Genomic DNA, 18,977 nt, shown 5'->3' on the forward strand with positions numbered 1-18,977 from the left:
CCCGGCTTTCGTAAGCCGTGCGGGGCGCCGCCCCATCTGGCGCACCCGCCCCGCACGGCCTTCTCCGCTTTCACCCTCCCTTAACACCGGCCTGGCGCTGACACGCGCCGGCGCCGGCTCGCCTGCCATTGCCCGACACGACCCGGCACGGCGGCGCAGGAACCGCCATGGAACTCACGCAGAACTTCGTCAAGGCCAAGCGGCCTTGCGCGGATGGCTACCGCTGGTACATCCGCAACCGCCACAACGGCACCGACTACCAACACCTGCTCAACAGCCTCGTGCACGAAGGCCGCATTACCGATGCGATCTGGCTGCTCGACAACTTTGGCCCGACCGATGCCGTGCTCGAAGCCGACGACATCGAGGCCGATGCGCTGGTCTTCGCCGGCACCATCGTTGTGCGTGGTGGCATCCACGTGGGTGGCGTGTTGCGCGCGGGCCAAGCGATTCGCACGGGCGGTGGCGTGCGCGCTGGCGAGTCGATCACCACCGGCGGGGATCTTGAAGCCAAGGCTGGCCTCTACTGCGACGGCAGCGTGCACGTGGGCGGCGATCTGCGTGTCGGCTGGAGCGTGACGACCACCGGCGCATTGCATGTTGGTGGCGTCGCGCGCGTGCACCGCGATTTGCATTGCGATGCCGACATCGACGTGACCGGCGACCTGCTGATTGGCGAAGCGCTGGCTGCGCGCGGCAACGTGCGCTGCGGCAAGGGCTTGCGTGCCGGCGCCGACGCGCGCAGCGAGGCCTCCATCGTGAGCGCGCACGGCATCCTGGCTGGCGCCGACTTGCACGCCGGCACGCACCTGGAAGCGGGCTGGGGCATCAAGGCCTGGGGCGACATCGAAGCCGGTGGCGCCATCCGCGCAGGCGAGGGCGTGGAGGCGGGTGGAGTGATCATCGCCGGGCCGGGCTATGGCATCCACGCGGGCTTGAGCGTGCGCATGGACGACTGGCACGCCAGCGCCCGCATTCGCGCCACCGAGCCCCCGGCACGGCTCATCAGCGGCCATTGGGCGGAGGCCGCATGAGCACCGTACTGACCCTGCACATGCCGCCACCGGCCGTGCCGACGTTGGCATCGATGGTGCAATCGCTGCGTGGATGGCTTGCGCCGCTCGGCTTGCGCACCGACGTCGAATTCAACAACGAAGACATCGAGCGCGAACTCGATGCGTTGTATGAACGCATGCAAACGCCCGGCACGCCGCTGCATGGCATGACCGTCGACGACGGCACCTTGCCGGGTTTTCGCTTGCACACACGCGAGGCCGATGGCGAGATCTACGTCTATGTCGAAGACGTGGCTGCACGGCGCTTGGCCGGCTACACGGTCTTTAACCGCTTGATTGAGCTGGACAAGCGCGCGGATCGCTATCTGCGTGCACCGCACTCGAAGTACGCGTTGGCGTACCAGCGGCGCGGATTGGCCTCGACCGTATTCCGGCGCGCGCTCGACAGTGGGATGTGTCTGATGAGCGGCGCGCGTCAGTCCGTCGGGGTGCATGGGGTGTGGCAGTCGCTCGCCAGGCGCTACCCATCGGGGTATGTGGAGGTGCGCGACAAGCGCCTGCGCTACCTGGGCGAGCACGTGGACGATGTCGCGCTGCTGGAGGACTTGCACACCCGGCGCGTTCTGGTGGGGGCGGGCTGGAGCTTGGCCGAACTGGCCGCCGCCACAAGAATGGTTGTCTGATCAGCCGGTCAAGGTTTCGATGACGTTGCGGATGCGTACGACCAGCCCGTCCATCATGCTGGCCGGCACGTTGCCGTAGCCGAGCACGAGGCCGTTGTACTGCGTGGTGAATGTGCCCGGCAGGCAGAAGCGCGACAGCGGCCGCAGCACCATCCCGTGCGCGCGGGCCGCGGTGCTCACGTCCACATCGGGTACAGGCGCGTCGAGCCGGGTGGAGAGGTGCATGCCACCCGCGCCGCCGGACACCGTCACCATGCCGGTCAGATGGCGCTCAATGGCGGCTTGCAGCGCGTCGCGGCGCTCGCCATACAGGCGCCGCATGCGACGCAGGTGCCGCGTGAAATGCCCTGCCTCAATGAACTCCGCCAGCGCCAACTGCTCGGCCACGCGCCCACGCAGCATCATCGCGCCGGCAGCCTTGCGCAGTACGGGCGCCAGGGCCGGCGGCACGACCATGTAACCGAGCCGCAGCGCCGGAAACAGCATCTTGCTGAACGTACCCAGGTAGATGACGGGCGCGTCGGCGGTGAGCCCCTGCACGGCCGATAGCGGCGCACCGCTGTGGCGGAATTCGCTGTCGTAGTCGTCTTCGATGATCCACGCGCCGGCCGCCCGAGCCTGCTGAATCAAGGCCAGACGCCGCTCCAGGCTCATCACCGCGCCGAGCGGGTACTGATGTGACGGCGTGATGTAGATGAGTTTTGGCGGGCGATCGCGCCAGTCGTCTGCGGTTGGGGCGAGGCCGTCGGCATCCACGCCGATCGGTATCAGGCGCAAGTCTGCCGCTTGCAGGGCCGCGCGGGCGCCGTAATAGCCGGGGTTCTCGATCCAGGCGGTATCGCCTGCATCGGCCAGCGAGCGGGCGCACAGGTCCAGGCTGTTCTGCGTGCCATCGGTGATGAACACTTGCGCTGCTTCGCAACGCACGCCACGCGACACCCGCAGGTATTCCGCCACGGCCTGGCGCAGCGCAACGTTGCCTTCCACCGGCCCGTAACCCATCTGGCCTGGGCCGATGCGGCGCCAGCCGTGCTCCATGCAGCGCCGCCATTGCGCCAGCGGGAATTCATCCAGCGCTGGCGTGCCGGGCAGGAAGGGCAGTAGATCGCTCATCTCGCCGCTCGGGCGTTCCAGTCCGGCAACCCGGCGCGAAAGCACGGGCAGCGCTTCCGGCGTCTGCACCGGCGCCTGCTGCAGACCGACGCGCGCGACCACCGTGCCCTGCCGTCGGCTCAGCACAAAGCCTTCCGCGGCCAATTGCTCGTAGGCGTAGAGCACCGAATTGCGCGCAATACCGAGCTCTTCCGCCAGCGAGCGCGACGGTGCCAGACGTGTGCCTTCCTCGATCTGCCCGCTCAGGATGGCCGCGCGCAGGCACGCATACAGCCGATGCTGTTGCGAGGTCCGCACGCCGGCATCGCCGCGTTCACTGCCGCGCGCGGCGGTGCGTTCGTAGTTCGACAGCAAGACGCCGTAGTCCATCCTGGCTCCAAGGTTTTGCATTTTGGTGGGTCTACGCATGGTGCCACGGTTTTTCTATCGTCGGCGGATCGCATCCCTATCTGGAGCCTTGCCATGACGACCACTTCTGCAACCTCACCAACCGACCGTACGCGCGTGAACCGTGTCGCTCGCCGTGGCCACTACGATGCCGCCACGCTGCACGCCATCCTCGACGAAGCCTATGTCTGCCACATCGCCTTCGCTGACGAGCATGGCGTGCATTGCATCCCTACCGCGTGCTGGCGCGAGGGCGATCACCTCTACATCCACGGCTCCAACGGCAGTCGCATGCTCAAGCTGGCCGGCAGTGGCGCACAGGTGTGTGTGACCGTCACCCATATCGACGGGTTGGTGCTCGCGCGATCGGCGTTCAACCACTCGATGAACTACCGCTCGGCCGTGATCTACGGCGCCTTTGAGGTTGTGCCCGACGCGCACAAGCCTGCCGTGCTGGATGCCTTCATGGAATTTCTCGCACCGGGCCGTTCGCAGCAGGCCCGCCCGGGCAATGCGAAGGAGTTGGCGGCTACGACCGTGTTGCGCATACCGCTGCACGAAGCCGCGTGCAAGGTCCGCACGGGCGGGCCGAAGGATGATGCCGAAGACCTCGATCTGCCGGTGTGGGCTGGGGTGCTGCCGATGGCGTTGTTGCCGCTGGCGCCGGTGGTTGAGGCTGCGCCTGCTGGTACGCCGGATTATGTGCAGGAGTGGAGGGATAGTGCTCGGGAGGTGGTTTTGTGAGGGTGATTTTTGTGGGGATGGTTTTTTGTTTGTGGTGCATCCCTTGTTTCATCCCCTGCCGGGGCTGACCTACTTTCTTTGTCTTGCCAAAGAAAGTAGGCAAAGAAAGGCGCGCCCGAGATGGCAACCCCTCCCTTGAATTTCCGTAACCGGGCGGAGATGGGGAAAACTCGCTTCGCTCAGACAGTTCCCCATCTTTTTTCCGCCCGCTTACGAAAATTCAAGGCGCCATCAAGGGCAGGAACGTCAAAGGCCAAACCGGCGGAGTACAAAGGCGAGCGCCAAAGCGTGATTGATCGTGAGATGCGCGCAGAGGGACTCAAGACGAAGTCGTGCGCAGGCAAGAGATGGTTTGCTTTTCCCTTGCCCTATGCGGCGCCTTGAATTTCTGTTGCAAGGAGGAAAAAAGACGGGGAACTGTCTGAGCGCAGCGAGTTTTCCCCGTCTCCTCCTTGCGACATAAATTCAAGGAGTCTTTCGCCGCATCGGGCGCGCTTTTCTTTGCTTACTTTCTTTGGCAAGACAAAGAAAGTGAGTCAGCCCCGGCAGGGGATGAAACAAGGGATGCACCACAAACAAAAATTCAGTGCACCAGCTGATTGATCTCAATAATCGGCATCAACACCGCCAACACGATGAGCAACACAACCACCCCCATCGTCAAAATCAACGCCGGTTCCAGCAGGCCCGTGAGGAATAGCGTGCGACGCTCCAACTCCTGAGCCTCACCCTGTGCCGCCCGCTCCAACATCGCCGGCAGATTACCGGTCGCCTCGCCAGAGCGAATCAAATGCACCAGCACGGGCGGAAACTGATTCTGCGCCGCCAACGCCCGCGCTAGCGACGTCCCTTCCCGCACGCGTGTGGAGGCATCCTCCACGTTGGTCTTGAGCGCGACGTTGTTCAACGTCTCCCCGGCGGCCTGCAACCCACGCAGGATCGGCACGCCAGCGCTCGTGAGAATCGCCAGCGTGCTCGCAAACCGCGCGGTGTTGTAGCCGCGAACAAGCTTGCCGAACAGCGGCGCCGTCAGCAGCCACTTGTGCCACGACAAGCGCAACGCCGGCTGCTTGAGCAGATTGCGGATCAGCACGCCGATCACCGCCAGCACGATCGCCGCCAGCCACCCCCAGTTCCGCACAAAGTCCGACAGCCACAGCATGATGATCGTGAGGGTCGGCAGCTTCTGCTTGGTGTTGGCAAACACGCTCACCACCTGCGGTACCACGTATGACAGCAGGAAGATCACGATGGCAAACGCCACCACCGTGACGATGGCCGGGTAGGTGAACGCCAGCTTGATCTTGGACGTGAGCGCGTTGCGGCTCTCGATGTAGTCGGCCAGCCGCGAGAGCACGAGGCCAAGGTTGCCTGAGTGCTCACCAGCGGAAACCAGCGCGCGATAGATGTCAGGAAAATCCTTCGGATGCTGCGCCAGCGCGACCGACAGCGAGCTACCGCCCACCACTTCCGCGCGGATTGCTGCGAGCAGCTCGCCCACGTATGCGCGTTCGGCTTGATCGGCAAGCGCAGCCAGTGCCTCGTCGAGCGGCAGCCCGGCGACCAGCAAGCTGGCGAGCTGGCGCGTGACCAGTGCGTTCTCCTGCGCGGAGAGCCGCTTGCCAAAGCTCGAACCGCCGCGCTTGGTGGCCTGCGCGCCGAGCGCGTCGACCACCAGCGGCGTAAGCCCGCGTGCGCGCAGTACGGTACGCGCCTGGCGTGCGCTGTCGGCTTCGATGACACCTTTGTCGGTCTTGCCGGCGGCGTCGGCGGCTTCGTAGCGGAAGGCTGGCATGCGTTATTCGTTCAGTCGCGTCTTGGTCGCGGCTCAGTCGCGCGTCACGCGCAACACTTCTTCCAGCGACGTCGCACCCGTGTCGATCCAGCGCTGCGCATCCATGCGCATGGTCTGCATGCCCTGGCCGATGGCGAATGCCTTGATTTCGGATTCGGCGGCCTGGCGGTGGATCATGGTCTGGATCTCGGGCGTGACAGTCAGCAGCTCGTACACGCCGGTGCGACCCTGGTAGCCGGAGTTGCTGCAGCGCTCGCACCCGACGTGGTGCCACACGGATTTGCGTGCCGGTGCAGCCGGCACCACGCCCTCCGCAACCGGTGTGCCGGCCACGGCTTCGACTTCTGCGGGCGTGAGTTCGAGCACTTCTTCGCGGCGGCAATGCACGCACAGGCGGCGCACCAGCCGCTGCGCCAGCACGCCGAGCAGCGACGACGACAGCAGGAACGGTTCGATTCCCATGTCGATCAGCCGGGTCACCGCCGAGGCCGAATCGTTGGTGTGCAGCGTCGCCAGCACCAGGTGACCGGTCAGCGAGGCCTGCACGGCAATCTGCGCGGTTTCCAAGTCACGGATTTCCCCGATCATCACCACGTCCGGGTCCTGGCGCAGGATGGCGCGCAGGGCCTTGGCGAAGGTCATGTCGATCTTCGGGTTGACCTGCGTCTGGCCGATGCCGTCCAGGTCGTATTCGATCGGGTCTTCCACCGTCATGATGTTGGTGGAAGCCGAGTCCAGCCGCGACAGCGCGGCATATAGCGTTGTCGTCTTGCCCGAGCCGGTCGGGCCGGTCACGAGCACGATGCCGTGCGGCTGGTTGATCAGGTGGTCGAAGCGCGCCAGCGTGCCAGCGCCCATGCCGAGCTTGCCGAGGTCGAGCCGGCCGGCTTCCTTGTCAAGCAGACGCAGCACCGCGCGCTCGCCGTGGCCGGTGGGCAGGGTGCTCACACGCACGTCCACCGGGCGGCCACCGACGCGCAGCGTGATGCGGCCGTCCTGCGGCAGGCGTTTCTCGGCAATGTCGAGCTGCGCCATGATCTTGATGCGCGAGATGAGCGCGCCGTGCAGCGCTTTCTTCGGGCGCACCACGTCGCGCAGCGTGCCGTCGACGCGGAAACGCACGACGGACGCATTCTCGAACGGCTCGATGTGAATGTCCGATGCGCCCTCGCGCGCGGCCTGCGTGAGCAGCGCGTTGATCATGCGGATGATCGGCGCGTCGTCTTCGGATTCGAGCAGGTCTTCCACGGCGGGGATGTCCTGCATCAGGCGCGACAGGTCCACCTCGCCTTCCACCTCGCCCACCACCTGGGCGGCGCTGCCATCTTGCGCGTTGTAGGCCGTTTGCGTGGCGGTGGACAGCGCGGCGGCATCCAGCGTCACCAACTCCAGCGCGCCGAACACGCGGCCAAGCTCGGCCAGCGCCGTGCGCGAGGTTTCGGGGCAGACCCACACTTCCAGCGTGTCGACGTCCTGGCGGGCGACGAGCAGCTTGGCGTCGCGCGCAAACGCGTACGGCACCAGCCGCACGGCCGACTGCGAGGGGGCCTCGAGTGTGCGGGCGTCGGTGATGGGAGCTTGCGTCGTGGCCATGAGTCTTTAACCGCCCTTGCGCGGCGCGTTGCTGTCGTAGCCGCCGGAAGTGGGCGGCGCGAACTCTTGTTGGCGCGGCTGGCTGCGCGTGGTCGATTGCGGCATCGGCATCGGGGCGCCCGGGGGCACCTGCACGCCTGCGGGGCCCTTCGGCACGATCGACACATCGCCGTAGTTCTCGGCCGGGCGCATGGTGTTCGGCGACGGCAGGACCGGTGTGTCCTTGTCGTAGGTGCTCGGCAGCATGTTCGGCGAGACAAAGCCCTGCTGCGTGTCACGCATGTAGTTATAGCGGTTGTCTGACAGCGCACCGGTTGCATCGGCTGTGCGCAGGATGATCGGGCGCAGGAAGACGAGCAGGTTGGTCTTTACGCGCGTCTTGTTTTCCGAGCGGAACAGCGCGCCCAGAATGGGGATGTCGCCCAGGCCCGGCACCTTTTGCTCGCCGTCCTGGTAGTTGTCTTCCAGCAGGCCGCCCAGCACCACCACCTGGCCGTCGTTGGCCAGCACGTTGGTTTCGATCGAGCGCACGTTGGTGGTCGGGCCTTGCGTCGCATTCTGCGTGCCCGGCACCACGGCCGACGACTCCTGGAAGATCTGCAGCTTCACCAGCCCGCCGTCGGTGATCTGCGGCTTGACGCGCAGCGTGATACCGACGTCTTTGCGGTCAAACGTCTGGAACGGCGTGACCGAAGCCGCCGTGCCGGTCTGTGCGTACGAGCCCGTGGTGATCGGCACGTTCTGACCGATCAGGATCTTGGCTTCTTCGTTGTCCAGCGTGATCAGGTTGGGGGTGGAGAGCACGTTGACCGAGCCGTCCGAGCCCAGCGCCGACAGAAGCACGCCCAAGCCCGACGCCTTGTTGAATACGCCGAACTGGCCGCCGTTGAGCTGGCCGACGTTGACGCTGCCGAGCGCTGTCTGCGCGGCCGAGCTGCCGATGCCGCCTGAGGTGATGGTGGCAATCGTGCCGGCCAGCGTGAGCAGGTTGCCCGAGCCGGTGCCGAAGTTGGTACCGCCGCCGCCGTAGGTATTCGGGCCGCCCGCGCCCACCATCCACTGGATGCCAAGCTGCGACGCCTTGGTGGCTGTGACCTCCACGATCATCGATTCGATGTAGACCTGCGCGCGCCGCGCGTCCAGATCGTCGATCACGGCGCGCAGGTTGCGGTAGACCGGCTCGCTGGCGGTGATGATCAGTGCGTTGGTGGCCGGATCGGCCTGGATGATGCCACCGGTAGTGGGCGTGTTGTTCTGCCCGAACGAGGCGCGGAACGATGAGCTGCCGCTACCCGAGCCACTGCCCGAGCCGGAGCCGCTGCCGTAATTGGTGTTTTGCGTGTTCTGGTTGAACTGCGAGCCGGCCGCGCCGCCCGCGGGCTGCGAAGTTGCGCCTTGCGCAGCGCTCTGGCCGCCCGGGCCGGTCGATTGCGCGGCCGATAGCGTCGCGTCCGCCGCAACGATCGCGCGCAGCGTGGTAGCCAGTTGCACCGCGTTGGCGTTCTTGAGCGGCACCACCCAGATGTTGCCGGGGCGTGCGGACGGCACGTCCAGTTTGGCGATCAGTTGCTTGGCTTGCGCCAGACGCGCGGCGCTCGAAGCGCGGACCATCACGCTGTTCGAGCGCGGCTCGGCCACCACGGAGGTCCGCAGGCTGGGGTCCGACAGCGCGGCGCCGGCCCCCGCGCCTGCCGCACCGCCACCCGACGGGTCCAGCAGCTTCTGCAGCGTGGCGGCCACGTCGATGGCCACGGCGTTCTTCAGCGGAATCAGTTCAGTCTCACCCGCCGCCGGCGTATCGATCGACGCAATGATGCGGCCGATGCGGCGCAGGTTGTCGGCGTAGTCGGTAATGACCAGCGTGTTGTTGGCCGGGTATGCGGTGATGGTGTTGTTGGGCGCGATCATCGGCCGCAGCACCGGCACCAGGTTGTTGGCCGATTCGTGCTGCAGGCGGAAGACCTGCGTGACGACCTGCTCGCCGCCGCGCGATGCCGCGTTCACTGGCGAGCCCTGCAGCTTGGCATCGGCTTCCGGCACGACCTTGGTAAAGCCGTTGCCTTCGACAATCGCATAGCCCTGCATGCGCAGGATCGAGCCCAGCGATTCCAGCGCCTGCGAGCGTGTGACCGGCTTCTCGGTGACGAGGTTGACCGAGCCCTTGACGCGCGGATCGACGATGAAGTTCTTGCCGGTGGCCTGGCCGACGGCCTTCACCACCGATTCGAGATCGGCATTGACGAAATTGAGCGAGACCTCATCCCCCGGATTGCCCGGGTTGCCACTCTGGGCGGATGCCGCGCTTGGCGGGGCTGCGTAGGCGGGCATCGAGCCGGCCACCATTGCTGCGCAGCATGCCAGGACGATGGCGCGAACGGTGAGTCGGGAAGAGGCGTTTTGCATGGTCTCGTTCATGGTTGTCGGCGCGCTGGCTCGCGCACCGGCTGGGAATCAAAAGCGTAGTCGATGGTGCGACCCGTCGCGCGGGCCCAGCAGGCTCAACAGGCCAATCAATTGTGGTTCCGACTCCGGCGTGGCACTCGCCACCCCGTCAAAATGCGCGCCCTGACCGAGGGAGCCCTGGCCTTGCAGTGTCAACGGCCCTGCCAGCGTCGACAGGGCCAGTTGGGCTGTTGGTCGATCATTCGCGCCACCCGCGCCGCCAAACGACATGACGGCCTGGTAGCTGCCCAGCGGCCGCACCCGGCTGAGGCTGGATGATACCTGCTCAAGCGTGACGGTCAGCGCGCCCTGGGCCGTGCCCGGACGGCCCAGGCCGTGGCCAAAATCTCCCGACAGCGGCGTCCACCGCGCGCTCAGCCGGCCGTCCAGCTTGAGCGTATTGAACGGCGCGCCAATGCCCTCCAGCAACGAGGCCGGCAACGTCATCACACCGGGCTCGGCCTGCCAGCGCGCTGGCGACACCGTCAGCGTGACCGGCTGTTCGAGCGCGCGGTCATGCGTGACGTGGGCGCGCAGCGTGCCCGTCAGCAGCGGTAGGACATCCACCGACCACGACAGCCGCCCCGGCAGCACGGTCGCATCGGCACCACCGTTGCCGGCCGTGAGTGCCAGTGTGGCACTGCCATGCCAGATACTGCCTTGGCTATCGGCCAGCAGCACGCGGTGTCCGGTCGCTTGCGCGATGCGCTCGGCGGCCCAGGCGGCCGGATATTGCGATACCACCGTCACGCCCACCGCCAGCAACGCGACGACACACCACAGCACGCGCCTGCCGAGGCTCGGCCGTTCGTCGGCATCGGCTCGACGGCGCAGGCGCAGCGGCGGCAGTGTTTCGATCCCCATCGGCGGCGCGGTCCGTTAATGGCCTGCGGCGGCGGGGCCTTGCAGCGTCGCCGTCACGTTGACCAGGGCGGTAGCGCCCACGTACTTGATGCTTGCGTCAATCACCTTCATGCGCTGGGCCTGTCGCACTTCCTGCAGCCACTCGGCTACGGCGCCGAAGGGCACCTTGTCCAGTTGCACCTGCACGCTCTCCCCCGACATCGCCATCCGCGTGGCTTTCAGGCCGTGGTTGGTGAGGCTCGTGGTGAGTGCCTGTTGCAGCTCGGCGCCGTGCGGCACAGGGGCGGCCGCAATGGCGGACAGCCCGCGCGCCTCCTGCCCCAGCGTTTCCATTTCGGCCAGTTGGGTGCGCATCTGGGGCAGGGCCTTTTCGATGCGGCGTTGGCCCTCAAATGCCGGCTCCCACAGCAGCAGGTACACGATCACAAGCAGCAGGATCACGCCGCCCCCGGCCAGGATGCGCCGTTCACGCGGTTCGCGCTGCATCCAGAATGTGGTGGCCGCATCGCGCACCGAGTCCGGCACGCCGATGCGCGGCAAGCGGCGTGATGCGGATGCGCCCGAAGCGGAAGAGGGAGAAGTCGCCATGTCGAACTCGTTATTGGGCGATGGAGACCGTCCAGCGCGAGCCAGGTACGGTGGCTTCGGCGCTGCGCGGCGCCTCGGCGGTGTCCATGTTCAGGCCGACGCCGCGGGCTGCCGTGCGCAGGGCGGCGGTGTCGGTGCCGTCCTTGAGCGTGACCGTCAACGCGCGGCCGTGGTAGTCGAGCGCGAGCAGCGCATCGGGCGCGAGGCCTGTGGCGGCTTGGGCAAAGCGATCGGCCAGCGGCAGGAAATCTTCTGGCGCCGATTTGCCGGCGGCCAGGCGCAACTGTTCAACCTGGCGGCGCATCTGCGCGGGCGGGTCGAGGATCACCGGTGTGTTCGGGAAGGCGGTCTGCAGTTGCGTGCGCATGGCGGCATCGAGCCGCTTTTGCTCGGCACGCAGCGTGAGCCAGCGCGCGTTCATGCCGATGAGCTGCACCATCACGATCAGCACCGCCAATGCGATCGGCAGGCGCCAGCGCCGCCAGTCCACGCCGGCCATGCCGCCGTTGGCGAAATCGAACTGGCACAGATCCGCCTCGCCGGATGCCAATGCAGCGCGTGCGCCGGCAGCCCAGGTGGCCCAATCCAGCGTGGCAGCGGCCGGGTCGGTCGACAGGGTCGGCGCCAATTCGCGCAACGCGGGGGAGACCATCAGCGTGGCCGGTGCCGGGGCGATGGCGAGCCAGTTGCCGACGTTGGCCGGCATCAGGCGCAGGCCGTACCCATCGGCTGGACCGGTGCGCACGGTGATGTCGACGGCAGCGGGCGCGTCCGGGTCGGACGGCGGCGCAGCATCGAGCGCGATGGTGGCCACGGCCACGGCTGTTTCCGCCACCGCCACCACAGGTTCGGCCGGCGCATCGAGTGAGGGCTCGGCGCGCTCCGCGTCGTTGGCGGCCTCCGCTTGCAGCACTGTCGCCGGCGTTTCAAACGGCAGGCAAAGCTGGGCGGGCAGCAGATGGCAAGTGCGATGCTTGTGCGTGCCAAAGGTGTCCAGGATGAAACGGACCCACGCGCGGTCGGCAATCATCAGCGCGCGCGATTGCGGCTCGCGCGGGGCACGCCAGCCACGGGCCGGTGCGGCACCCAGGCGTGGGCCCAGGGCGATATGGCATTGCTGCGCGTCCTGCACGAGGCGGTCTTCCACCAGGTTCGGCAGCGCCAGACGCAGCTTGGGTAACGCCAGCGGGGGCACGTTGGCCGGCACCAGCAGCACATCGGCGGCGGGCAGCAGGAGGATGAGGCGATCAGCGGCCGGCAGCTCGTCGGTGCGCGACGTGCCTTCACGCAGAATGCGTTGCGACCCTTGCGTGCCTTCCTCGCGCACCAGCGCAAACGGCACGGAGGCGAGCGCACCCGCTTGCCAGCGCTCGGGCGATTGAATGGGCCGGTGCGGCAGGCGCACGTACAGGGAGGTCGTCAAACCGCTCCTCTATTGATCTTGAGAGTGTGGATGCGGGGTACCAACGGAGCCGCCGGATTGCGCAAGACCCGCGATGCTGAACGATGCGGATGACAATACGGCGAAGGCTGGGGTCTGTCTACTTGCGGAACCTACGCATAGGCAGGGGTGTTGTAGCGCCGTCATGACGGAATCGCATCCGCGCGGCGGACCCAGACAATGCGGGTGGCGTTATTGTTGACTGGATCACCACGTGAAACAAGCGCCACTTCGCCGATGCGGGCCCGCTCGTGGCGGGCCATGCCGTAGACCAGGAAATAGTGCGTCTGCACGTCCAGCAGGTTGGCGGCGGCGGTGGTATCTGCCCCGGGGGCGATGCCGCGCAACTGGTTGGTGACGTCGCCGATGTTGCGGAAGTACGCCCGATCGCGCGCCTGCACCAGCGCGCGGGCGCGGTCCAGGCTCAGGTTGGGGATGACGGCGGCCAGCACCTCGGCGCTGGCGGTGTTGGCGTTGATCTGCGTGCGGGTGGGCAGCACGATCACGTAGGGGCGCAGCTTGGTGATGGTGTCGGCGGTGTAGCCAGGGATGGTCAGCAGGCTGTCGACATCATCCAGCGGGCGAGGGCCGTTACCGTTACCGCTGCCGCCGCCGGTGTCTGCGCTGCCGGCCGGTTGGCCACCTTGGGTGCCCTCCTGCGATTGGAAGCCGCCCAGCATCTGCGCCAGGTATGTCGCCGTGACGTTGGCCAGGCTCGGATCCACATTCAGCGATTGCAGCAGCAGGCCGTAAGCCTTGATGCCGTCCTTGTCGCGGCCGGTGACGACGGTGCGCGTGCCCAACGTCTGCATGGTCAGCAGGTTCATCAGGTTGAAGCGCGCCTGGGCGTCGAAGATGCGGCCCGACAGGTACGACTCCTCGCCGGCGGCATCCGTGCGCAGCGAACTGCCAAGAAAATCCGACAGCTTGGTCTCTTGGATGGGCACGGCCCAGATTTCGCCCAGGTGATCGACGGCGCCGGTGCGGCGCTGGTCGTCGCGCAGGATCAGGCGCGCCCAGTCGACGCCCGCGCGCGCGATCCAGGAGGCCTGTGCTTTGAGGCGCTGGTTTTCCACGGCGCGGATTTCCACCTGCTGGCGCCAAAGCATGCCTGAGACGATCACCACCGCCAGCGTGACCACCAACAGCGCGGTAATGATGGCCGCGCCGCGCTGGCGTGCATCACGTTGAGTGAGTCGACGGGAGCATCGCGCCATGTCAGAGCCCCGTCATGCAGATGCGCGTAAAGCGCTGCGGCGCGCCCTGCGGGGTCATGCGCACGAGCAGGGCCAGCTCCACCGCGCGCACGGAGGCCGCCGGCACCACCACACCGGTGTTGTTGGCCGCCACACCCGACGCGGCGGGCGTGGACGCGGGCGGCACCTCTGTCAGCGTGGTCGTATTGCTGCCGGCCGGAAACAGCGCTGCAGACAGCGCGCCGGCGTTGTCCATCCAGCCGCCGGGTTCAACCCAGGCCCGCGCGCTGATGCCATCGACGTTGTTGGCGAGCAGGTAGCGTGCTGCAGTGCCGCCACCCTGGCGCAGGTTGTCCAGCGCGTTGCGCAGGTCGCTGCGGGTGGTGATGGGCGGGCTCTGCAGGCGCTCCAGGCGGCCATCGAGGGTGCGGTAGAGCACCACTTGCCATGCCGGCGGCTGGCCATCGTCGCGGCGGTCGCGCACCAGCAGCACGCGGTTGGCATCCACCTCGATGGGCGAGCGCGACAGCGTGTTCGGGTCGGCCAGTTGCGTGCAGTCGGCGTCGAACTGGGCGTAAGCGGTTTTGAGCGCTTCGATGCGTTCGTCGCGCTGGGCCAGCGCTTCGTGAGTGCGCGTCATGCTGTCCAGTCCGCGCCAGGCGATGACCGCCAGGATGGCCAGCAGCGTGATCGCCACCAGCAGCTCGAGCAGGGTGAAGCCGCGCGCGGGCTGCTTAGAAGACATTGCGCGCATCGTTGGGTAGCAGGGTCACGAGCCAGGCCAGACGCACGGATTTGGTGGCGTCCGGATAGACCGCCACCTCCACGCGGCGGAACACCGGGTTGGGTGTGCTCGCGATGGTCTCTTCGCACCAGAGCTGCGTATCGCCCTGCGGACACGCAAAGCCACGCGAGCCCGGGTCGGGGAAGGTGCGCGCCAGCCGGAGATTGGCGAGGTGGTTCTCGGCACTCCAGGTGGCGATCATGCGGGTTTGCAGGGAATCGCTGGCGGTGGTCATGCCGCCCATGGCGCGCATGGTGGCCGTGAGGGCGACGGCCACGATGGTCAGCGCCACCAGCACTTCGAGCAGGGTGAACCCACGGGCGCGTGCGCGTGGGAGGGAGCGGGCCGGGCTCATTGCATTTCCGTCAGCACGCGCGGGCCGCCGTCGGACAGCACATCCACGCGCGACCCCTGCGAGGACAGCGCCACGCGCCACGGCAGCCCGATCGCCTCGCGGCCGAAGACCAACCGCTGTGGTGCGCCCGGCGCCACAGCGGCACCGGCGACGATCTGTACGTTGTCCATGCCTTGGCGCCAGTGGCCCGGGGCCAGCACGTCGCGGTTGAGCAGGCGCCAGCCGTTGGGTGTCGATTCGTAGAAGCGCCAGCCCTGTGTGTCGCCTTCCCATGCGACGGGCAGCGAGGTCAGTTGCGCCTCTTCCTGTGCGAGTTCGATCAGGCGGGCCAGCTTTTGCGCGTCGTCGACCAGTTGCGAGCGCGGGTTAGGCGTGGCGTTCACGGCCACCACGCCCAGCACGATGCCGATAATGACCACCACCACGAGCAGCTCCAGCAGCGTAAAGCCGCGCAGGGGCCGGCGATGGCGAGGTTGGCCGAGCATGGCGAATTGGGTTCGGGTGGCCTGAGGTTCAGTTGTCCCAGTTGCCGATGTCGGCGTCGTTGCCTGTGCCGCCGGCTTGGCCGTCGGCGCCAAAGCTGAAGATGTCCACTTCACCGCGTACGCCCGGGTTCAGGTACTGGTACGGATGGCCCCACGGGTCTTTGGGCAGACGCTCCAGATAGCCGCCGGCCTTCCAGTTGTTGGGGATGGGCTCGGTAGTCGGCTTGGCAACCAGTGCGCCAATCCCCTGCTCAGTGGTCGGGTAGCGGCCGTTGTCCAGGCGATAGAGCTTGAGCGCCTGCGAGATCGAGGCGATGTCCTGCTTGGCGGCGATGATGCGCGCCTCGTCGGGGCGGCTCATGATCTTCGGCACCACCAGCGCGGCAAGAATGCCCAGGATCACCACCACTACCATGATCTCGATCAGGGTAAAGCCGCGCGCCGCATGGCGACCGAATGCGCGTTGCCGGAAAGATGAGCGGAGTTGGCCTTGCATCATGGCGAGAGAGTTGGCGATAAGAGGAAGGAAGACAGTATATCTGTGACATATGACCATAGAACGCTCGCCAGGGTCCTGCGGTTTCGGCGGGCAGACACGGCCATCCATGCGCTTCACCGAATCGGCATGAAGGGCGGATAGAATCGACAAATTCCACCGGTGTTTCACCAATGTTCATGAATGCTCAACAGTCGTCCCGCTTGCTCAGTCTTGTACTGTTTGCTGCCCTGTGTGCGCTGTTGACGCATTGGGTACTGACGCTGTCGTCGCTGCGCTCGCTGAGCGTGCCGCGTGAGGCCCGCGTGGCGCAGACGGATGCGCTGGAAACCGGCGCCGCCGTCACCCTGTTCGGCGGTGGCCCGCAGAGCGGCCCGCGCGACGTGCAGGTGATGGGCGTGGTGGCGGACCTGACGGACGGCTCCGGCGCAGCGATCGTCTCCGTCGACGGTGGCCCGCCGCAGGCTGTGCGTGCGGGCAAGTCACTGTCGTCCAACCTGAAGCTGGTGGAAATCAAGGCGCGCTCGGTGGTGATCGAACGCAATGGTGCGCGCCAGGAGATTCCGCTGCCGGCGAGTGCCATCGCAGGGGTGTCCCAAGCCGGTCGCAATGCGCCGCCGCCCATGCCGCTACCGCCTTCTGGCGCGGCCGCCCCGCTGGCCACGCCGGCGGCGCCACCCCCGCCCGCCGTGCCCAATAATCCTGCCAATACGGCCATGCCGGGCGCCATGCTGCCCATCGCACCGCCGCAGATCAATACGGGTGATGAGGGCGCAGCCCGCAGCGGCGGCATCGTCGGCCCGCGCCACCGGGCCGCTGCGGCCGCGCGCAAGGGCGATGTTGCGCAGCCGCCTGAGGAGTAGCGTGTTCTGGCCCACCGTGCTGTGGGGGCCATATTACAGCGCATGTCATTGGGGTAACAGCGTGTAAAACACGGCAACGCGCTGACATTGTCGGGTTCTAATCGGCATCACAGTCCTGTGAATCCATGTGAAAAGGAGCTGATCATGACCAACAAACGTGCTGTCCACGCCTTCCTCGCTACCTCGGCCCTGTTTCTGGCCATGTCGGGCATGAGCGCCCGCGCGCAGGATGCCAACGCACCCGCCGCCCAGGCGCCCGCTACCGCCCAGGCCCCGCAGAACACCGCCCGCGCCGGCAAGCCGGGTCACCACGGCGGTTTCAAGGCCCTCGACACTAACGGCGACGGCCAGATCTCGCGTGACGAGGCCAAGGGTCACGCCTGGCTGGAGAAGAACTTCGACCAAATCGACACCAACCACGACGGCCAACTCAGCAAGGACGAACTGGCCGCCTGGCACAAGGCGCACAAGGGCGAAATGCGCGAGAAGATGGCGCAACGCTTCGACGCCAAGTTCAAGGCCGCTGACAAGGACGGCGACGGCGCCCTGACCAAGGAAGAGGCGCAAGCCGGCATGCCGCGCCTGGCCAAGAACTTCGACCAGGTTGATGCCAACCACGACGGCAAGGTCACGGAAGACGAAATCCGCGCCTACATGAAGGCCCGCCACGACGCGCGCAAGGCGCAGAAAAACACGCCAGCCGCTGCCGCCATGCCGGGCGGCCCGTCGGCCACCAAGGGCGAATAAGCCTCAGAACCCTTCCGCACTTGCAACGCATGGCGCCTTCGGGCGCCGTTTTTCATGTGCGCAAAAAAACACCCCGATGGCGAACCACCGGGGTGCGGGTGCAGCTTGTCTGAAGTTGAGGGCTTCAGGCTGGCTGATCGTCGGCCTTGAGCACGCCGCGGCGCATCTGGTCGAGCTCGATCGACTCGAACAGCGCCTTGAAGTTACCCTCGCCAAAACCTTGGTTGCCCTTGCGCTGGATGAACTCGAAGAAGATCGGCCCAAGTTGGTTTTCCGAGAAAATTTGCAGCAGCAGGTCGCCCGGGGCACCGTCGATCAGGATCTTGCGCTTCTTCAGTTCTGCCACGTCTTCGCCATGGCCGGGGATGCGCTTGTCGACCAGTTCGTAATACGTGTCGATGGTGTCCAGCAGCTTGATGCCGCTGGCGCGCAGTGCGTCCACCGTGGCGGACAGATTGGTCGAACCCAGCGCGATGTGCTGGATGCCCTCACCGTGGTACATGTCCAGATACTCTTGAATCTGGCCGGCCTTTTCCGTCCCTTCCTCATTGATGGGGATGCGGATGTTGCCGCACGGGCTCGTCATCGCCTTGCTCTTCACGCCCGTGACCTGGCCTTCGATATCGAAGTAGCGCACTTCACGGAAGTTGAAGAAGCGTTCGTAAAACTCGGCCCATTCCTTCATGCGGCCACGGTAGACGTTGTGCGTCAGGTGGTCGATGTAGGTCAGGCCGTGCCCGGTGGGGTTCGGGTTGGCGCCCGCGATGGGCACGAAATCGACGTCATAGATGCTGATGTTGCCGATGTCGCCCGCCTTGGCGTCGTTCTTGCCGGTCCAGCGGTCCACCAAGTAGATCAGCGAATCGCCGATGCCCTTGATGGCCGGAATGTTCAGCTCCATCGGGCCGCTGTGCGTGTCGAAACCCCAGGCGCCCAGTTCCAGCGCGCGCTTGTAAGCGAACGCGGCATCCTGCACGCGGAACGCAATCGCGCAGATCGACGGGCCATGCAGACGCGCAAAGCGCTGCGCGAACGAATCGGGCTCGGCGTTGATGATGAAGTTGATCTCGCCCTGGCGGTACAGCGTCACGTTCTTGTGGCGGTGCTTCGCAATGGCGGTAAAGCCCATGTTCTCGAACAGCTTGCCCATGGCGACGGGGTCCGGCGCAGCGTATTCGATGAACTCGAAGCCGGCCGTGCCCATCGGGTTTTCCCAAGGCGTGAATTGCATAGCGATCTCCTGCAGGGCGGGCGCCGCGTGGATCAGTCCCGGGCGCTCAGGTCTTTGACGATCCTCGCAGTGTAGAAGTGTCACGCAAAGCAAAAATTGCGAAGTTGTGCCCGCCTTGCTAAATTTGCGCAAGAAAATTGCCGAATTAATTGGT

General features: G+C 66.3%; 18 protein-coding genes. 5 read left to right on the forward strand and 13 right to left on the reverse strand.

The features are described 5' to 3' along the window. Positions 1-167 precede the first annotated feature (167 nt). Positions 168-1,034 carry a hypothetical protein gene (locus AB0305_RS01780; RefSeq protein ID WP_366170897.1) on the forward strand — a complete coding sequence of 289 codons (867 nt, stop codon included), beginning with the start codon at positions 168-170 and terminating at the stop codon, positions 1,032-1,034. Then, a complete protein-coding gene (locus AB0305_RS01785) occupies positions 1,031-1,699 on the forward strand; it encodes a hypothetical protein (RefSeq protein WP_366170899.1) in 669 nt (222 codons plus the stop codon). Before AB0305_RS01780 ends, AB0305_RS01785 begins: the two co-directional genes overlap by 4 nt. Here AB0305_RS01785 and AB0305_RS01790 read toward each other — a convergent pair whose 3' ends face one another. Further along, positions 1,700-3,181, reverse strand: a complete 1,482-nt coding sequence (locus AB0305_RS01790) for a PLP-dependent aminotransferase family protein (RefSeq protein WP_366170901.1) — start codon at positions 3,179-3,181, stop codon at positions 1,700-1,702. 93 nt (positions 3,182-3,274) lie between these two features. Here AB0305_RS01790 and AB0305_RS01795 point away from each other — a divergent pair, with 93 nt between their 5' ends. Continuing rightward, positions 3,275-3,943: a pyridoxamine 5'-phosphate oxidase family protein gene (locus AB0305_RS01795; protein WP_366170903.1), complete on the forward strand. Its 669-nt coding sequence runs from the start codon at positions 3,275-3,277 to the stop codon at positions 3,941-3,943. 583 nt (positions 3,944-4,526) lie between these two features. Here the strand turns inward: AB0305_RS01795 and gspF are convergent. The 11 genes from gspF to gspG form a co-directional block, all read right to left on the reverse strand. After that, positions 4,527-5,738 carry a type II secretion system inner membrane protein GspF gene (gspF, locus tag AB0305_RS01800; RefSeq protein ID WP_366170905.1) on the reverse strand — a complete coding sequence of 404 codons (1,212 nt, stop codon included), beginning with the start codon at positions 5,736-5,738 and terminating at the stop codon, positions 4,527-4,529. Positions 5,739-5,771: 33 nt separating this feature from the next. Further along, entirely contained in the window at positions 5,772-7,331 is a 1,560-nt protein-coding gene (gene gspE, locus AB0305_RS01805) for a type II secretion system ATPase GspE (RefSeq protein ID WP_366170907.1), read from the reverse strand. A 6-nt stretch (positions 7,332-7,337) separates the two neighbouring features. Then, positions 7,338-9,746, reverse strand: a complete 2,409-nt coding sequence (gene gspD / locus AB0305_RS01810; RefSeq protein WP_366170909.1) for a type II secretion system secretin GspD — start codon at positions 9,744-9,746, stop codon at positions 7,338-7,340. A gap of 36 nt (positions 9,747-9,782) precedes the next feature. After that, positions 9,783-10,637, reverse strand: a complete 855-nt coding sequence (locus AB0305_RS01815) for a type II secretion system protein N (RefSeq protein WP_366170911.1) — start codon at positions 10,635-10,637, stop codon at positions 9,783-9,785. Positions 10,638-10,652: 15 nt separating this feature from the next. Next, positions 10,653-11,225, reverse strand: coding sequence for a type II secretion system protein GspM (gene gspM / locus AB0305_RS01820; protein ID WP_366170913.1), 573 nt, complete (start codon positions 11,223-11,225; stop codon positions 10,653-10,655). Positions 11,226-11,235: 10 nt separating this feature from the next. Beyond that, entirely contained in the window at positions 11,236-12,648 is a 1,413-nt protein-coding gene (gene gspL, locus AB0305_RS01825) for a type II secretion system protein GspL (RefSeq protein WP_366170915.1), read from the reverse strand. Between the two features lie 161 nt (positions 12,649-12,809). Next, positions 12,810-13,883, reverse strand: a complete 1,074-nt coding sequence (gene gspK / locus AB0305_RS01830; RefSeq protein ID WP_366170917.1) for a type II secretion system minor pseudopilin GspK — start codon at positions 13,881-13,883, stop codon at positions 12,810-12,812. A gap of 1 nt (position 13,884) precedes the next feature. Then, the gene (locus AB0305_RS01835; protein WP_366170919.1) at positions 13,885-14,607 is read right to left on the reverse strand and encodes a prepilin-type N-terminal cleavage/methylation domain-containing protein; all 723 of its coding nucleotides are present in this window, start codon (positions 14,605-14,607) and stop codon (positions 13,885-13,887) included. Next, a complete protein-coding gene (gspI, locus tag AB0305_RS01840) occupies positions 14,597-15,001 on the reverse strand; it encodes a type II secretion system minor pseudopilin GspI (RefSeq protein WP_366170921.1) in 405 nt (134 codons plus the stop codon). The genes AB0305_RS01835 and gspI overlap by 11 nt, the downstream gene beginning before the upstream one ends. After that, the gene (locus tag AB0305_RS01845; protein ID WP_366170923.1) at positions 14,998-15,486 is read right to left on the reverse strand and encodes a GspH/FimT family pseudopilin; all 489 of its coding nucleotides are present in this window, start codon (positions 15,484-15,486) and stop codon (positions 14,998-15,000) included. Before AB0305_RS01845 ends, gspI begins: the two co-directional genes overlap by 4 nt. A gap of 28 nt (positions 15,487-15,514) precedes the next feature. After that, complete coding sequence (gene gspG, locus AB0305_RS01850) at positions 15,515-15,982, reverse strand: type II secretion system major pseudopilin GspG (RefSeq protein ID WP_366171067.1); 468 nt, start codon at positions 15,980-15,982, stop codon at positions 15,515-15,517. Positions 15,983-16,185: 203 nt separating this feature from the next. On the opposite strand from gspG, the gene AB0305_RS01855 reads away from it, so the two are divergent. Together AB0305_RS01855 and AB0305_RS01860 are read left to right on the forward strand one after the other, a co-directional pair. Continuing rightward, positions 16,186-16,845, forward strand: a complete 660-nt coding sequence (locus tag AB0305_RS01855; RefSeq protein ID WP_366170925.1) for a type II secretion system protein N — start codon at positions 16,186-16,188, stop codon at positions 16,843-16,845. Between the two features lie 144 nt (positions 16,846-16,989). Beyond that, the gene (locus AB0305_RS01860; RefSeq protein WP_366170927.1) at positions 16,990-17,592 is read left to right on the forward strand and encodes an EF-hand domain-containing protein; all 603 of its coding nucleotides are present in this window, start codon (positions 16,990-16,992) and stop codon (positions 17,590-17,592) included. Positions 17,593-17,716: 124 nt separating this feature from the next. Here the strand turns inward: AB0305_RS01860 and hppD are convergent, their stop codons facing one another. Further along, complete coding sequence (gene hppD / locus AB0305_RS01865; protein WP_366170929.1) at positions 17,717-18,823, reverse strand: 4-hydroxyphenylpyruvate dioxygenase; 1,107 nt, start codon at positions 18,821-18,823, stop codon at positions 17,717-17,719. Between the last annotated feature and the right edge of the window lie 154 nt (positions 18,824-18,977).

Source organism: Arthrobacter sp. NPDC080086 (assembly GCF_040702285.1).

What these genes read in the sequence shown, in the direction of transcription:
- AB0305_RS01790 (WP_366170901.1), bottom strand. Translation starts at nt 3,181, where the DNA reads ATGGACTACGGCGTCTTGCTGTCGAACTACGAACGCACCGCCGCGCGC.
- AB0305_RS01835 (WP_366170919.1), bottom strand. Translation starts at nt 14,607, where the DNA reads ATGTCTTCTAAGCAGCCCGCGCGCGGCTTCACCCTGCTCGAGCTGCTG.
- gspM (WP_366170913.1), bottom strand. Translation starts at nt 11,225, where the DNA reads ATGGCGACTTCTCCCTCTTCCGCTTCGGGCGCATCCGCATCACGCCGC.
- gspE (WP_366170907.1), bottom strand. Translation starts at nt 7,331, where the DNA reads ATGGCCACGACGCAAGCTCCCATCACCGACGCCCGCACACTCGAGGCC.
- AB0305_RS01845 (WP_366170923.1), bottom strand. Translation starts at nt 15,486, where the DNA reads ATGCTCGGCCAACCTCGCCATCGCCGGCCCCTGCGCGGCTTTACGCTG.
- gspF (WP_366170905.1), bottom strand. Translation starts at nt 5,738, where the DNA reads ATGCCAGCCTTCCGCTACGAAGCCGCCGACGCCGCCGGCAAGACCGAC.
- AB0305_RS01815 (WP_366170911.1), bottom strand. Translation starts at nt 10,637, where the DNA reads ATGGGGATCGAAACACTGCCGCCGCTGCGCCTGCGCCGTCGAGCCGAT.
- gspI (WP_366170921.1), bottom strand. Translation starts at nt 15,001, where the DNA reads ATGAGCCCGGCCCGCTCCCTCCCACGCGCACGCGCCCGTGGGTTCACC.
- AB0305_RS01780 (WP_366170897.1), top strand. Translation starts at nt 168, where the DNA reads ATGGAACTCACGCAGAACTTCGTCAAGGCCAAGCGGCCTTGCGCGGAT.
- gspD (WP_366170909.1), bottom strand. Translation starts at nt 9,746, where the DNA reads ATGAACGAGACCATGCAAAACGCCTCTTCCCGACTCACCGTTCGCGCC.
- hppD (WP_366170929.1), bottom strand. Translation starts at nt 18,823, where the DNA reads ATGCAATTCACGCCTTGGGAAAACCCGATGGGCACGGCCGGCTTCGAG.
- AB0305_RS01785 (WP_366170899.1), top strand. Translation starts at nt 1,031, where the DNA reads ATGAGCACCGTACTGACCCTGCACATGCCGCCACCGGCCGTGCCGACG.
- AB0305_RS01795 (WP_366170903.1), top strand. Translation starts at nt 3,275, where the DNA reads ATGACGACCACTTCTGCAACCTCACCAACCGACCGTACGCGCGTGAAC.
- AB0305_RS01860 (WP_366170927.1), top strand. Translation starts at nt 16,990, where the DNA reads ATGACCAACAAACGTGCTGTCCACGCCTTCCTCGCTACCTCGGCCCTG.
- gspK (WP_366170917.1), bottom strand. Translation starts at nt 13,883, where the DNA reads ATGGCGCGATGCTCCCGTCGACTCACTCAACGTGATGCACGCCAGCGC.
- gspG (WP_366171067.1), bottom strand. Translation starts at nt 15,982, where the DNA reads ATGCAAGGCCAACTCCGCTCATCTTTCCGGCAACGCGCATTCGGTCGC.